Origin of the sequence: Salibaculum griseiflavum, assembly GCF_003129565.1 — a bacterium.
Classification (GTDB): domain Bacteria; phylum Pseudomonadota; class Alphaproteobacteria; order Rhodobacterales; family Rhodobacteraceae; genus Salibaculum; species Salibaculum griseiflavum.
In genome coordinates, this window is record NZ_QETF01000028.1 from 1 (window position 1) to 14,771 (window position 14,771).

A 14,771-nucleotide genomic window follows, 5' to 3' on the forward strand; every position below is an offset into this window, starting at 1 on the left:
GTTTCATTTGGGTCTAGAGGAAATAAAAAGGGCGTAACAAATTGGGAATCAGACCCTTTTGTTACGCCCTTAGTATATCATAGAAACTGTATCAGATCAGTAAGATTATTTGATAAACTGGTTACTCCCACGGTTTTTCTTCTTCGACCGCAAACCTGACAGCATTCACGAAATCTCGGTGTTCGTCATCAAGCACACGCCAGTATTTTGAACACGCCTCAATGAGCATAAGCACTTCAACTATGCTTTCCTCATCAAGGTGCTTTTGCGCCTTCATAGCATCTTCAAGAGCATCGAAGTTATTTTTGATCTTTTCTCTGATTTTATTCATTGGTCTCCTTTCATTTGGACCACGGCGAACGAATACTCATGTTCAAAGCATTAGTATCCGCTCAGGGTTTTCAGAAGTTTCCGGTAAATGCGTGAGCGTTTGGGATCAGACACAAGTATTTCAAAATATAAAATCTTGTGGCGGTAAATATACTGCCGAACAGTATTCCAGATTTTACGAACCAGTTTTGTTGGGTTCTTTATCTGATTGGGTTTTGGGGGTTCGTCATCCCACCATGAATAGAATTGATCATGATGGAATTTTTCATAAACGACGAACTGATTTTTCCGGAACGCCAAAACGTATTGACGCCCCTCATGAGAGAAACGTTTTTCCATTCAAACCTGTGTGTTGATGCATGATTACATAGTACATCAACAGGGAAATGTGAAGCTGGCGGTCATAACGGATAAATATGGTGTGATGTTGACCGCCCATTGTGTGAGTTGGCATTCACAGGCAACGTCTAAGGGCAAAACACTGAGTAGAGGATCACGAAAACCGGTTGACCATCAAACCGGAAGAGTGGCGAAACTACATTGGCAATTCTAGATTGGCAATTCTAGGGGATTTTGACGGGGCGTTGACACGCCGCTTGGGACGAAAAACCCTTGATTAGTTGGCAAAACCCGGCGAGTTTGATGTAACGCAACGTGCAACTTGGGGGGTCAGATAGGGGCTATCCTTCAAATCATATACAATAAGAGGATCATAAATGCCCGTGATTGCAACAATTTTTAGAATTTTAGTAGGCATCATCTTTGGGGCTGCCGCTGGTCTTGCCCTCTCTCCACTTCTGGCAAGTTTTGAGGCCGGCGAGGGAGCTTGGGGGCTACTTGTAATGATTGGCCTAGGTGCATTACTTGGTGGCTTGGCTCCAACCTACAGACGCTCCTTTGGGCGTGGCTTCCTCCTTTTGGGAGCTTGCGTGTTCTTGCTCCCTATCAGCACCATGGTTCTATCTGGTGTAGCCTTCAACGAAGTGATGGCCGGAACAGATGAGGCTTCTCAAGGAGCGGCAGCTGTTGGAGCTGGTCTTGCTGGCGGTCTCATGACTGGATTTGCCGGTTTCATCGGCTTTGTGATGGGTAGCGTTCTACTGCTGATTGGATTGGTTCTCTCTCTAGGGGGCAGAAGAGAAGTTATTGTAGTAGAAAGTCCAACACATAAAGCTGTCAAAGGGCAGTATGAGCGCAAAGAACCACGGATTAAGTAAGTGCGATAACATGAAAAAAACATTACTCTTAACTGCTATAGCCTTTAGTTTGTCTGGGTGCTTAGTTGCAGAGTATACGCCTCAGACCGCTATGAATTTACAAAACGGCGTTGGACCTGGAACGCTGTGTGAGGAAATCATAAACGCAAGGTCTATGGGAACAGCGGAAAGTCTTAATGCTTTAATTGCAGAGTATGAGCGAAGAAACCCGAATGTATCAGCACGAGATATTTCAGACTTGCGTCAAGGTCTTGTTAGAACTGGCATGAGGGAAGAGGTAGCCATCTGTTCATGGAATGCTCGATTGGTTGGTGAGACCATCGGCTATGGTCAACACAGCAAGCAGTATGGCAGTGGTTACTCGTATTTCTTTGTAAATGGCAAAACTGGAAAAGTTGATTATATCGCATCATAAAAATCATATGCAAACATAATTGATTTGACGTTGCCAATACTGCCACTTGTTTTTTAGGTATTGACGCCCGTCAAAATCGCAGCGCTCTTCCAGTCATACTCCCATGTTAATGCTTTGTTTCACAGCACTTCAACAAGGGAATGAGAAACTGCAGTCTCATGGTTTAATATGGTGTAATGTTTAACCGCCAAAGGTCGCAACGAGCATCCAGAGAAAGCCACCGCCACCCAAAATAACCGCAGCCACGATCACCATTGTACTGCTGATCTCATCACTTTTATTTTGTTGGTCAATTTCTTTCTCGGTGACCCATTTGTGTTTTGAAGGATCGTAATAGCGGGTAATACCGTCCTCGAAGACTCTACCTTTGTCATGTATACCGCCCACGCATTTACTCCTTTAGATTACGGACTTTCACCGTTTTTAGGTTGCTCCAGCACACCACGCACGAACCCCGTTATAAAATCAAGCACCAAGGCAATGGGCAACCAGAGCATCCATAGCAGGAACACGAATAGTCTGAAGGCAAGCACGCACAGGAACAAAATGCCCATGATTGCCATGTAAATCAGTTGAAGTTGTGCTGCCTTCTTACCCCTCATCTGAACACCAGCGATCTTGAATGACGAATACTGTGGTTTGATGAAGTTGAACGTGCCTGCCTTGTTTTTCACAGATGCACTGACGCCTGACTTTGATAGATTGAACCCCATCGGACCTGCATTCCAGCGCCCTATCAGGCGGAATTTGCCATTCTGGAGGGCAACACGAGTGCCACGGGCGACACGTGATGACAGGCGTAGACCTTTGGAGGTGTTCACGGTCGCATTGACAGGACCAATCTTCTTTTCAGCACGAACAGAGACGCCACCAGTTCTGGATGCACGGGTATACTTGCCCCGATGCTCGATGCGCACCTGCTTGCCGTCTTTGTCCTTTTTACCAAGTCCGAACATCTTAGTCGCCACTACCGCTTTGCCTTGCGCCCAGCATCGCTGTTCCTGACGCTCCTACATAGGTAATCACAAAGGTTGCCTTGCCCTTCGCCCCGGACCCTGCACAGCGTAGTTTAGGAACAACCTGATGGACGCTGATATCACGTCCCAACCTAGCAATCAGGTGCTGAACAGCAATCATGGATTGATGCCCGCACATCTCGCATTTCAATGCCAGATGGTTGTTTGTGATGCTGGCAAGTTGGGTCATCTATCAATCACCACAAATTTGCTCTCGCTGCTGATTAAGTGCGGATGCCTCATCAGGTGAAATATCCAAGTCGTAAATCAGCACGATCCTGTAAAAGCGGGATACATATTGGCAGTGGAAAGATTGGTTAGGTGGCAACCATTCCAATGGCCCCTTTGCGCCTTTTGAACGATTTGTCCCGTTATCGACCGCAAAAAGGTTTCGTGGATCATTGCCAAAATCTTCACGTTTAGAATCCGACCACGCCCATGCACCTCTTTGCCATGCCCAATAAAGAGGAACCAGATGATCGACATCCAAATCACTGCTCTCAGTAAAGATTTGATCGGTGTATGGGTCCAACCATCGCCCACGGACAACACGGCACTCATTGGCGCTGAATTGAACTGGACCAGTGGACAGTTCTGCTAGGAATTCATGTCGAGTGTTTTGGCAATCATTGTCACTGTCTGACCAACCACCAAAAGCATCACGATCATACTCTGGTGTGGCGCTGGCAGTTCCAACGCCCAATAAGAAGAATGTTGTAACCAGAAGTGCCGTGTTGAGACTTTTCAATTTGAACCACAGCAATGCTTATATTTGCGTCCTGACCCGCATTTGCAAAGATCGTTGCGCCCTTGTTTTTTACCTACGAATGGAACCACGTTATCCGTGTATCCACCCAAACTGACATCTTCTGCCATGGGTGCTGACATCATTCGCAGATGTTTTGAAAATCTGTTGAGTTCAGCAACGCAGTTGGGGATCAGGTCTGGTGCTCGTTCGTCAATCTCATCAACCTGATGATCAGGGAACACAGATGTATTTCGAGCAACTTCATCAAGCGTGAATATGAAGTCCAATGAAGCATGTGCCTCTTCATCAACTTCAGGTGTTAAAACCTCCCACGATCCCGGTGACAACTCGATACTTTTCATGAACCCATCCACCCACGGTTCCCACAGCGTTTCATCTGGATGGTTAACCTCAAATGCGAGAACTGCTTCATATTGTGGCCCATAAGACAGCATTTTTGCGATGGTGTTATAGTGGTCCATGATCAGGTTGATTGTCGTGTCGGCATCTTCAAGCGATGCAAATGTTTGCCTTGGATTGTCGCCCCAGATGACAGGAATCCATTGTGATGGCATGATTTGATCTGGGTTTAGAAGAACACCCGTCAGAAAACCGTTTAGTTCACTCACCCCCATAGGAAGACCATCTTGTGGCAAGGCATCCAGCGCCGCCTCAAGTGCTTCGAGTTCATTTTCAGTAAAGGCAGTCAAGATCAGTTCCTAGTGTTTTCAGAGGGATGGGTGGTCAAAAATTCTAATCTTTCGGTTGATCAAACAGACGAATTTTTGCCTGCTTCGGGTCGTAAAATGTATCTCCAAGACTTCCATCTATAAGCCTATCCACTGCTTCCTTGATGGTATTTGGCAGGACAAAGAACCACTCGGTTGACCGCACGGGTTTACCGAAACGATCTTCAATCGTGATGTCAGCACGGGCCTTGTCGAAATATGCCTGTAAGAGTTTTTCGATCTTTGACGCTTTGACATTATAAATTTTGAATTCAGCAACGACTTTTACATCTGCCAGTAGGTAGGTCGGATCGTTTTCAGCGTTGGCAATCCGTGTCTTAACAGACCCCTTCGTCACACCAATTTTGTGAAGATAATTCCTGATTGAGGAAATGCGTGGGTGCTCGCTTTGAGATTTGAGCACATAGATGGTGCCTGTCCCTATGTCTTCTTCTTCAGGCGTGCTGGAAAATAGTCCACGGGTTTGGGGGTCTGTTATGCGACGACCATGTTCATCTTTGTAAAGCTCTGTTGCCAGTGATCGTTTGAGATTATCACCTTCGGTCCCGTTGGAGAAAATAACCTTCATGCGGGCATTTTTCTTACCGTTTCTTTCGAACTCTTCTCCAACCTCTGCGATATATGCCATTACCCCGTTCAAGATGAAAAACTGCCCCTTTTCGATCTCGCTTTCTTTTCGGAATGGGATGGCTTCTCGGACGCCCTGTTCAAGTTGACGGTTTGCAGTTTCAAACAAAGGCTCGAATTCATGGAAGTTCGGACACCGGACTCTCTGGGCTACGTAGTCGATAGCATCAGACTTTTCTGAAGAATGTTTAACGTGTTTCAGTTGAAAAATGCTGTCTTGAGGGTCTCCGAGTTTGGATAGGAATGCACTTATATCCCCCGGTGCATCATCCATATCATCATCAGGAATGATCACATCAGGTTGTGTTGAGGGGGGGGTATCTTCCTGAACGTCTGACGAAGAACGATTTTTTTCTAAGGTCTCATTTTCTTTTGTGGCATCAGGCGCAACAAGCAGGCCATGCGTGTCAATCAAGCGAAGTTGTTCGTTTTTTCCATAGCGGGATCGGATGCTTTTCAGCTTAGTTGCAAGGCTCTTCTCTTCAAATTCAATGCTATCAAGACGAGGCTCAAAACCCTGTTTTTCAAAAAATGCAGTTATTTCGACGAATGCCTGAAACAATTTTTCATCCACCCCTGCTGGGCGATTTAACTGCCTTGGCTTAACGTCTGGAAGTGTATCCAAGAATGCTTGAATCCGCTCCGATCTATCTACTGCCATCCCAATTATGAACCCTGTGCTGCTTGCTTGCGCTTCATCTCAAGGAAAAAATCATAGACTTGTCCAAGGTATTTTTCAGACGGGTTCTCTGATAAAGATGAGGGTGGTCTACCGTTCAGCTCCATGAACTTTTCCAGCTTCGGGATCATTCTTGCGGCTTCTGTTTCGGTAATGCGAACAGTCTTCGTGCTGATTGCAGAATTTATCTGCGCCAGTGTCGTTGTGTTCAGGTCTTTTGAAAGAATTTCATATGCCGATTTGAACGGGTTAATTTGGTCAATTAGATCAATATCAATTTCTTGCACATTGATAAATTTTCGCACCAGTTTCATGAGGCCGAGGTTTTTGCCCTGCCCAACTGGTTCACCTTCTTGGTCCGGATCGTCGTCTTCGATGCTTGGTGGGGAGTTGGGGGTCAGAAGTGCCTTGTTCTGCGCCTCTCCAATGATATTCATTTGCGCCACGACGTGTTGCCGCAGCTCTTCTACTTCGACCTCGTTGAGGTTGTCGAACTTTTCCTCGATGACCTTGGGTATAAGGTGAGCATTGACACGTTCCGCTGTCATGTCAGGGTCAGCCGTGGCTTGTGAGGATATTTCAGGGTCCTGACAGATGGCCCCAATCAATTCGTTAATGTCGTTCTGGATGATCGACTTCACATTTTCAGATGTGGGTTCTTTATAGCCCTTTATGGCAACGGTGATTTCACCTGTATTTTCATCATAGGTCATGTCTTCCGTGTCATCTTCATCTTCGACCCGCTTGGTGCGGAACTTGAACTTCGGAGCCAGCACCTGCTGCATCAACAGCGATGCAGAAATAGCTTTTAGAAGATCGTTCACAGCGGATGTTACAGTTTCTTCAGTCGCATCTGGTTCGGGCACAAGGTTTGTAAACTGGGCGTGCTTTTTGTCGGGTGCATCTCGGGTCGCCCGCCCGATAATTTGGATAATCTCAGTCAAGGAACCTCGGTATCCAACTGTCAGAGCATGTTCGCACCAAATCCAGTCAAAGCCTTCCTTGGCAAGGTTCAGGGCGATTATGACATCAACCTTGTTCTTGTCGGATGTATCCCGCAATGCTGCCTGCGCTTTCAGGCGCAGTTCTGGTGCGTCCTCCACCAGATCGGCCACTTTCAGGGTCCGCTTGAGGTCATTGTTGTAGATGAGGTGAAATCCGGTATCTTCCTCGACACCACGATATTCACCCAAGAACGACAGGATTTCGTGGACTTCCCGATACTTATCCTTGGAGGAGGCCGCATTCATGATGTGGGGTATATGGATGATGGTCTTCAAAGCAGGGTTCAGCACTTCTCCGATGCTCTTGGTGTAGCGACCTGAGTAGAAATGGTAACCTATGCCCAATGATTTCAGGTATTTGTAACCGTTCAACTGTTCATAATAAGTGTAGGACACAGAGGTGAAGCGAGCTTCATCCTCGGGATCGAGAACCATGACGGCATCACCACGAAAATAGGAGCCTGTCATTGCCACGATGTGGGCAGACCCACGTTTGATCAGGTCTCTGACAACTTCACCAAGCCGGTTGTTTTCACCTGATGATGCATGATGGAACTCGTCCACAGCAATCAGGCAGTGGTCGAAGATACTGAGGTCAAATTTTTTGAACGCTGCTCGCAGGGTTGAGTGGGTGCAGACGATGATTGGTTCATTGTTATCCTTAGACAGGAAGGTTTTCAGCGTGTTCACCTTGCCTTCAAGGACAGCACCCTCTTCCAGTGTTCCGATATCCAGACACAGGTTCCACTGGTTAGGCACAATCCAGTCAGCAAAGAACCCGTGTTCTTTAAGATGGGTGGTTTGAAACGAGCCGCCAATGGATTTTTCCGGAACGGCAACGATCACCTTGCGGACGCCTTGGTTGTGCAGCTTGTCGAGGCCCAAGAACATCAGTGCACGTGACTTGCCCGAGGCAGGGGGGGCTTTCACAAGGATGTATTGTTCATCCCGCTTGGCGAAGACACGAGCCTGCATAGGGCGCATGCCCATATCGTTATACTGCTGGCTAGAACCTGTCTGGCCATAGTTCACATGGATAGCATCTCTCATTTCTTGGCCCCTTTCTGCTTACTCGCAAGTTTACTCGTCATCTCGACATAGCGGGCAAACAGATGTTCCAGTCGCTCAGTGTCGTTTTCAAATGGCTTGCCATTATAAATGGTTTCCAGAACCTCATCATTGCGTTGATGGGCTTCCCATAGTTCCGGAAACTTCTTTTCCATGTTTTTGGGATCGTAAAGCTCTGCAAGCGTGTGTTCGAAATAATGATCACGTGCCAAAAGGATATCTTCGGCACATTTTGTTAGAGCGGCTTTATCATCCCCTGTCAGGTCTGGAACCGGGAAGGTATGCCAACACATCGTGTTTGAGTAACGTATCCTAGATTCCAGTTTTCCAGAGATAGTCTGAACCCAGATGAGATGCGTCTTAGATGATACGATGGAAAAATAATATTTTGGTGGGTCAGCCACCAAATAAGCAAGATCAGTAACTACGCAAGGATGGTCTATGAAGGCAACAGTCGGCCAATACCTAGTCTCAGAAAACACTCTTGGAATTATTAATGTGTTTCTTTCGCCAATTCCTTGTATTTGCTTGAATCTGTTTGGATATTTAGCATACGATTTCGTGGATTCAGCCGGGCTATTAAGGCGCATTTTCTCAACACCTTTCAGCCTTTCATTTATTGGTGGAATTTTTCTGGCGCAATTCAATCGACTGTCAGGTATCCACAAGCAATACCTGTTCATTCCCTTTATAACCTCTTGAGACCCAAACGCTGGAAGGATGAACTCTCTAGATTCTGGAAAAGCATCAATCATATCCTGCATTTCCAGACTATCTAGAAATAAATACCCACCATCCTTGGCCATATTTCCAAGAGGCATACGCTTTAAGTTTGAGATAGGGGTATTCGATGGCCTTATAAATATCTTGTCAGCGGGCAGTAGGTATTGATTTATTTGCGATACTCTTTTTGAATATCGATCTCCAAATATTTTACCGTCCAACTTATTGGGGTTTTTATTTAATCCAACCACAACACAAGTCACACCTGCAATGTTTGCGGCATTATTTGACCACTTAAATTTTTGGCTTGCGAGGTTGATTGACACACCCAGATTAAATATTGGCTCCCACAACAAAGTTGCCTGTTCACCTTGAACTATTGAGTTAGTGCTTACAAAGGCGCACTCCGTTCTTTTATCCAAATAAAGTGAAGCGATAGCAAACCAAGCACTTATATAGTCAAGCGACCTCCAGTTTTTGACAATTTTACCTGATGTATTTTCAACATCCCTCTTTTGCTCAGGCGTTTGTTTATTATAGCCTAAATAAGGAGGATTCCCCACAATATAGGTTTCTACCTCAGGATCATCCGAATGCGGGCAGACGCTTTCCCATGCGATACGCAAGGCGTTCCCATGGCGGATATTGTTGGTATCCTTGAGTGGAAGGGATGGTGGCAGTTTGCCAAACTCATCTTCATATCGCTTGTTCATCTGGTATTCTGCGATCCAGAGCGACAGTTTGGCAGTTTCAGAAGCAAAATCGATATACTCGATGCCGAAGAAGTTTTTCAGTTCAACATGTGACCAGATTCCAGCTGAAAAATCACTGATCTCTGCAAGACGTCGAATGACTTGGATTTCAATATTTCGAAGTTCTCGATAGGCAATCACGAGGAAGTTGCCCGACCCGCAGGCAGGATCAAAGACACGGATTTTCATCAAGCGTTGCAGAACGTTCTGAAGACCTTTTTTTGAATTCCAGCTCGACCGCACCTGCTCCTGCAAATCGTGCAGGAACAGAGGCTTCAACAGTTTCAGGATATTAGAGACGGATGTGTAGTGCATCCCCAACTCGCCACGTTGATCCTGATGCACAATGGCCTGAATCATTGAACCAAAGATGTCTGGGTTGATCTCTTTCCAGTCTAGTGCACCTGCATCCATCAGGTAGCGGACAGACCCCCGCAGGAAGCGGGGCACCTGCGGATCACCACGGAACAGTCCCCCGTTCACATGGGGGAACTTCTGGGCGTATGCGGGCAGTGAAGCACGTGCCTCGGCCCCTTCAGAATGCGCCATCGCCGTGAAGATCGCCGTGATAACGGGTTGTGCCTGCTCGCTGTCGCTTTCACAGTAAGTGCGGATGGTATCCGTGAAAATGTTGTCAGCGATAATGCCAGTGTCTTCTGCAAACAGACAGAAAATCACCTGTGTGATGAAATGGTTCAGCGTGTGACGCATCTCATCAGTCTTCCAGGTCGGATTGTCCTGAAGGATGCTGTCATAGAACTTCGTCAGGCGTTTGGTCGCCTTGATGTCGATAGGGTTCTCTTCAATCGCCTCGTCGATGAAGATGCCCGCCAATGATAGGAAGCTGGCAAAGTGCACAGCCAGCTCATCGAAGTGGCAGTTGATGGTGTTACCACTCACAAGATCACGGGCGGAGAATTCATCGCCATCGGTAGAGATGACAAAGCGGGCTTTATATTTGCTGGTTGCTTGTGAGCGTTCCAGCTCTGCTATGACCGCTGCAACCTGCCCTTTGGAGGCCAATTTGTAATGAAGGTTTCTGCGCCACAGAACAGCACCTGGAACATCGGACAGATTTTGATGACCACCCTTCAGCTGCTGGATAAGGGCTTTGGGGGCATCATATGCTTTAACGAAATCAAGTATGAACGTGTCAGGATTAAATCCCTTGGAAACAAGCTCTTGGACATTTTCTTCAATATCAACGACATTCATACACTGCTCTCCTTCGTCCCCAAAACCTCATCACGGTTCAGGAGCACAATCTGCTGATCTTGCGGTCTGCGTGCAGCGGGGTCTGTATCGAGACCTAGGCGCTTCAACGCATAATAAAGCATGGCTTTGCGAACTTTAATTTGGGTCACGCCATCTTCCATGCCGTAGTCGAGACCTATGACATGCTTTTGAGCATCTGAAAGGTCAGGATGAGGACCTATCTTCAAAACCACTACTGAGTTCCAAGCGTGATCATCCTCAATGGAAGTCGTGCTGTCATCAAACCCATCAATGTCGATGATCCTGCTCAACAGAAAATCTTTGAAGACATTATCGATCAAACAGAAGGCACGTGCATGCCATCTAAATCCATCAAAGGCGAGGCTGTGAGGCTCAATCCAGCGCCAATTAGGTTCGGGTCTGCTGAACGACTGATAAAGCACATGAGCACCCTGCGAGGTTCTGATGGCAGCAACAACATCCCGAAGTGTCGCAGGGTTCACACCACGAACTGGCGTAGGTGGTGATCCATATGATGGCAGCGGCGTTACCCAACTTCGATCTTCTTGCAACAAACCCTGATCGACTGCTTGTAGTTGCGAGAAAAAATCTGATGCATCTGGTTCCATGAACCTTGGGCGAAAGTTCTTGCCCCTTACATAGGTGCGCAACCGCTTATCGTAACTGAGGTTGCTTTTGCGACCCTCGATGTAGTTTGCTAGGTCATTGGACGCCTGCTGCTTAGAGATGCCGAAAACATCGATGATGTCACTGCGGTTGATGTTGCCCGCCCAGTAAAGGCGAAACTCAATGAACTGGTAGCGTTGTTCTACCGTCCAGTTTGATTTGCGCCTCACGGTTTGATGTGACCTCGCCATGCACAACCCCTAGCTCAAGCAGAGTGGTGTGTCTACTTTTTAGAACATATTATATTATTTACCCTACAGCACCTCTCGCCTCATACGTGGGGCGCAGCAGATGCTGAGGCGCTCACAGAGGCGTGTTGCACGGCACGACGGCTGTCACCCGCAAAAGGTAGTCAAGCGCACTCAAAAGCGCTCCTATGGGGGCTGAGCATCAAGCAACGCATCTTGAAACCCCTTGACCATGCACCACACTTTGAAAACCATAATCCTGCACAAACCAGCAGGGTGCAGATGCCCAGAAAAGTAAGTCATGGTTGGAGCACGAGGCAGCAGGGTGGATACCGCTCTGGTGGTCCTGTCCGGCAGATTTACCGCAAAAAACCACCTGTAGACCAATCATTAACAATCATGCAGGCAGCAGGACTGCATTATACGGTTAAGACATTGTGTCAAAATCCGAGATGTCTTAATAAAACTGAAACCAAGGCAATTAACTTGGCATCAAACACAAAGTTAACAAAACTCACGCTTGAAGAAATAAGTGATCAGTTCCCTTGCAAAAAATGTGGATCAATCGAAAGTTTGTTACTGTATTATACAAGAGATTAACAAGAAGCATTGAACCAACAAGACATAAAGCGTTAGAACAATGCCCACCTCACCCAAACCCACCACAAAGGAAACCGAATGAGTATTGACCTCGAAAACATGGGAATGGAAGAACTCAAAAAACTAAGAAAAGACATAGATAAAGCAATAGATACATATGAACAAAGACAGAAAGCAGAAGCACGCAAAGAACTTGAAGAACACGCAAAGAAATTAGGTTTCAAACTTGAAGAATTGGTAACAGATAAACCGAAAAAATCTAAAAAACCTGTACCCGCTAAATATCAACATCCAGAAAACAGTGCAATCACATGGTCAGGACGTGGCATGAAACCCAAATGGGTGAAAGAACATGTTGATAAAGGTGGTCAACTAGATGACCTGCTACTCAAATAATGAACAAAAAAAGGGAGGCAATTACGCCTCCCCTCTTCTTACGACGAAAACCACTTCTTTGATCTAACACCATGGTTTTCCAGTTGCTGGACATACATATCAACCGCCTCATGGATCAATTGACTTCGATGCTTTCCGTCACCCTTGAATCGATCTAGACGCATCAATAAATCAGGATCGAAGTTTACGTGGATAGGTCTATAAGTTTTAATCTTATCCATTTGAAATCCTCCTTTTTGATATGTATTTATGATTTTTCAAAAGACTGCATCTGTTGTTTCCATAGTTCATTAAATAATCGGTTTGTTTTCATTGCATCAGCATCTGAAGCATAAAGATCAAATGGGAAAACACTTGGTTCATGTAACAAAATGCCTCTATCACTACTCTGTAAATGAGATTTTATGACATAACTAGTGTAGTTCCCTAACGGGAACAGATGCTTCGCATCATGCAACTTTCTTTCATCACAAACGTTATTTGAATTTTGATCGATGTAACTAATTAATCCAATGTTTATAAAATTAAAATATTAAGCCAACCAAAGGTCATGAGGTAAAACCTCATGACAGCCCGCAGGCGGGCTGTCCATTCTGCTATAATAAATCAATAAATTAATATGATATTACAGGTGTTTTATACTTGACAATCTTTAGTCATAAATGTTAAAAGGTTAGCGATAGTTTTGGGGTGAATATTACTATCATAACTTATACAAATTCTCCCCAACCTATCATTTCTTAATCACAACTGATAAGAGCGCCAACCTCTGAAGGTTAAGCGTTTATCTATTCATATATGATTAAATTATTAGAGAATTTTTCCAAAATTGGAGAGGTAAAAATTTAAAGAGGAGAAAATTATGTACGACTTTCAAAATACACTTCCATTTGAATGGGAAAGACATTCAATAAAAGAGGATAGTATAGAATACGATCTGTGCGCAATGCCAGATGTACACCCAAAGTTTGAGCAATTTGTATCGCATATCTATGAATATGCGGAACTTGATGTTTTAATAAATGCGAAAAAATCAGAGAAAACTATTTCTTACGCCAAGAATAAAATTCTTGTCGCCCTTAAATCGATATTGTGGCATTTCTATCGTGTCGCTGCCATCAATCAAGACTGCTTCATAAAGATAAGTTTTTCTGCCAATTCGTACAAAGCAAAATCCAATAGTAATCCGTTTAATATTTCTCGTAAAATAATCGACGTTATTCGCAAACTAGAAGAAAAAAATCTTGTAGAAATTAAAATTGGATACTTAGATCGCAGTAAGAACATTTCAAAAAGAACACGGATACGCCCGAGTGTTCTGCTTCTTGAGAAACTGCAGAATTTACCAAGTGATATCCATGGTCAATATGTCAAACCAACTGTCTTAAAATTTTGTGACAAAGGTAAAAAACTTACACCGTTGAATGAATGGAACAAAGACCATCCTGAGGTTAGCGATGCGTATAATTTGCTAGAACGTTACAATCAATTTATGAATGAGCAAGTAATAGAGATCGACGGTGTGACGGGACATTTTGCTTACTGGCGAGACCGGTCAAGAAACCTCAGAACTATTGATCTTACAAAAATTTTCCTTTGGTCAGTAATTCATAGATATACAGACGAAGATTTGAGATATTTTCGAATGCATGGCGCTTTCTGGCAATCTATGCCGAGTGTCTATCGAAAACTCATCAGAATTAATGGAGAGAAAACGGTTTGCTTTGATTATACAGCACAAGTTCTGAATATTATTGCAAGTGAGCATGATATACAGATACCATCTGACCCTTATAAAATCAATTTGGATAGACCTGCGCTTTCGCCAGAGATGGAGCGAAAAGTGATAAAGACCGCAGTAACAATATTCGTAAATGCCGACAATATGAAGTCGGCACGCCATGCTATTCGCAATAAACTAATAGAAAGCGTTCTGCCTTCCAAATATCCGATCAGGATTACTAACGAGTTTTTAGATCAGGTGCATCAAAGGATTTTACGGTCCTATCCATTTTTAGAAGAGCATATCATGGATGGACAAGGAACCTTACTTTTCAAAAAAGATGCTGAGATTGCGAGACATCTCATAGAAATGGCACTGGATGAGAATAAAGTCATTTTACCAATTCACGATGGTTTTATCATGCAAGAAGGCGATAAAGAATTTTTGCGGGAAGCGATGAAAGATGTGTGGTCCCAAAATTATTCCACGACTATTGCCATAAAGAGCGAGTAACCAGTTTATCAAATAATCTTACTGATCTGATACAGTTTCTATGATATACTAAGGGCGTAACAAAAGGGTCTGATTCCCAATTTGTTACGCCCTTTTTATTTCCTCTAGACCCAAATGAAAC

At 44.8% G+C, this 14,771-nt stretch carries 15 protein-coding genes; 5 read left to right on the forward strand and 10 right to left on the reverse strand.

What is annotated here, in order from left to right:
• Positions 1–121: 121 nt before the first annotated feature.
• Positions 122–331, reverse strand: coding sequence for a hypothetical protein (locus tag DFK10_RS15775; RefSeq protein ID WP_109389996.1), 210 nt, complete (start codon positions 329–331; stop codon positions 122–124).
• A gap of 91 nt (positions 332–422) precedes the next feature.
• Between DFK10_RS15775 and DFK10_RS16560 the strand changes: the two genes are divergently transcribed.
• The 3 genes from DFK10_RS16560 (at position 423) to DFK10_RS16355 (ending at position 1,962) form a co-directional block, all read left to right on the forward strand.
• A complete protein-coding gene (locus DFK10_RS16560; protein ID WP_217810189.1) occupies positions 423–686 on the forward strand; it encodes a hypothetical protein in 264 nt (87 codons plus the stop codon).
• Between the two features lie 360 nt (positions 687–1,046).
• Positions 1,047–1,547 (forward strand): hypothetical protein, encoded by a 501-nt coding sequence (locus DFK10_RS16350; RefSeq protein ID WP_146193288.1) that lies wholly within the window; start codon positions 1,047–1,049, stop codon positions 1,545–1,547.
• Between the two features lie 10 nt (positions 1,548–1,557).
• Complete coding sequence (locus DFK10_RS16355; protein ID WP_217810190.1) at positions 1,558–1,962, forward strand: hypothetical protein; 405 nt, start codon at positions 1,558–1,560, stop codon at positions 1,960–1,962.
• A 180-nt stretch (positions 1,963–2,142) separates the two neighbouring features.
• Here DFK10_RS16355 and DFK10_RS15780 read toward each other — a convergent pair whose 3' ends face one another.
• The 9 genes from DFK10_RS15780 to DFK10_RS15815 are packed head-to-tail and all read right to left on the reverse strand — an operon-like array spanning position 2,143 to position 11,421.
• Positions 2,143–2,349: a hypothetical protein gene (locus tag DFK10_RS15780; protein WP_109389997.1), complete on the reverse strand. Its 207-nt coding sequence runs from the start codon at positions 2,347–2,349 to the stop codon at positions 2,143–2,145.
• Between the two features lie 17 nt (positions 2,350–2,366).
• Positions 2,367–2,918 carry a hypothetical protein gene (locus DFK10_RS15785; protein WP_109389998.1) on the reverse strand — a complete coding sequence of 184 codons (552 nt, stop codon included), beginning with the start codon at positions 2,916–2,918 and terminating at the stop codon, positions 2,367–2,369.
• A 1-nt stretch (position 2,919) separates the two neighbouring features.
• Positions 2,920–3,168 (reverse strand): hypothetical protein, encoded by a 249-nt coding sequence (locus tag DFK10_RS16360; RefSeq protein ID WP_146193290.1) that lies wholly within the window; start codon positions 3,166–3,168, stop codon positions 2,920–2,922.
• A gap of 3 nt (positions 3,169–3,171) precedes the next feature.
• Positions 3,172–3,726: an HNH endonuclease family protein gene (locus DFK10_RS15790; RefSeq protein ID WP_217810191.1), complete on the reverse strand. Its 555-nt coding sequence runs from the start codon at positions 3,724–3,726 to the stop codon at positions 3,172–3,174.
• Positions 3,723–4,436 carry a UPF0149 family protein gene (locus DFK10_RS15795; RefSeq protein WP_109390000.1) on the reverse strand — a complete coding sequence of 238 codons (714 nt, stop codon included), beginning with the start codon at positions 4,434–4,436 and terminating at the stop codon, positions 3,723–3,725. Before DFK10_RS15795 ends, DFK10_RS15790 begins: the two co-directional genes overlap by 4 nt.
• A 43-nt stretch (positions 4,437–4,479) precedes the next feature.
• Positions 4,480–5,727, reverse strand: coding sequence for a GIY-YIG nuclease family protein (locus DFK10_RS15800; protein WP_217810192.1), 1,248 nt, complete (start codon positions 5,725–5,727; stop codon positions 4,480–4,482).
• A gap of 41 nt (positions 5,728–5,768) precedes the next feature.
• Entirely contained in the window at positions 5,769–7,835 is a 2,067-nt protein-coding gene (locus tag DFK10_RS15805; RefSeq protein ID WP_109390002.1) for a DEAD/DEAH box helicase, read from the reverse strand.
• Complete coding sequence (locus DFK10_RS15810; RefSeq protein ID WP_109390003.1) at positions 7,832–10,543, reverse strand: class I SAM-dependent DNA methyltransferase; 2,712 nt, start codon at positions 10,541–10,543, stop codon at positions 7,832–7,834. The genes DFK10_RS15805 and DFK10_RS15810 overlap by 4 nt, the downstream gene beginning before the upstream one ends.
• Positions 10,540–11,421 (reverse strand): WYL domain-containing protein, encoded by an 882-nt coding sequence (locus DFK10_RS15815; protein WP_109390004.1) that lies wholly within the window; start codon positions 11,419–11,421, stop codon positions 10,540–10,542. Before DFK10_RS15815 ends, DFK10_RS15810 begins: the two co-directional genes overlap by 4 nt.
• Positions 11,422–12,096: 675 nt before the next feature.
• Between DFK10_RS15815 and DFK10_RS15820 the strand changes: the two genes are divergently transcribed.
• A complete protein-coding gene (locus DFK10_RS15820; protein WP_109390005.1) occupies positions 12,097–12,414 on the forward strand; it encodes an H-NS histone family protein in 318 nt (105 codons plus the stop codon).
• An 862-nt stretch (positions 12,415–13,276) separates the two neighbouring features.
• Positions 13,277–14,650, forward strand: coding sequence for a hypothetical protein (locus DFK10_RS16365; RefSeq protein ID WP_146193291.1), 1,374 nt, complete (start codon positions 13,277–13,279; stop codon positions 14,648–14,650).
• Positions 14,651–14,771 lie beyond the last annotated feature (121 nt).

Excerpts from the sequence above, each read along its gene's own strand:
- DFK10_RS15810 (WP_109390003.1), bottom strand. The coding sequence starts at position 10,543 with ATGAATGTCGTTGATATTGAAGAAAATGTCCAAGAGCTTGTTTCCAAG.
- DFK10_RS16350 (WP_146193288.1), top strand. The coding sequence starts at position 1,047 with ATGCCCGTGATTGCAACAATTTTTAGAATTTTAGTAGGCATCATCTTT.
- DFK10_RS15785 (WP_109389998.1), bottom strand. The coding sequence starts at position 2,918 with ATGTTCGGACTTGGTAAAAAGGACAAAGACGGCAAGCAGGTGCGCATC.
- DFK10_RS15775 (WP_109389996.1), bottom strand. The coding sequence starts at position 331 with ATGAATAAAATCAGAGAAAAGATCAAAAATAACTTCGATGCTCTTGAA.
- DFK10_RS16360 (WP_146193290.1), bottom strand. The coding sequence starts at position 3,168 with ATGACCCAACTTGCCAGCATCACAAACAACCATCTGGCATTGAAATGC.
- DFK10_RS15805 (WP_109390002.1), bottom strand. The coding sequence starts at position 7,835 with ATGAGAGATGCTATCCATGTGAACTATGGCCAGACAGGTTCTAGCCAG.
- DFK10_RS16365 (WP_146193291.1), top strand. The coding sequence starts at position 13,277 with ATGTACGACTTTCAAAATACACTTCCATTTGAATGGGAAAGACATTCA.
- DFK10_RS15820 (WP_109390005.1), top strand. The coding sequence starts at position 12,097 with ATGAGTATTGACCTCGAAAACATGGGAATGGAAGAACTCAAAAAACTA.
- DFK10_RS15815 (WP_109390004.1), bottom strand. The coding sequence starts at position 11,421 with ATGGCGAGGTCACATCAAACCGTGAGGCGCAAATCAAACTGGACGGTA.
- DFK10_RS16355 (WP_217810190.1), top strand. The coding sequence starts at position 1,558 with ATGAAAAAAACATTACTCTTAACTGCTATAGCCTTTAGTTTGTCTGGG.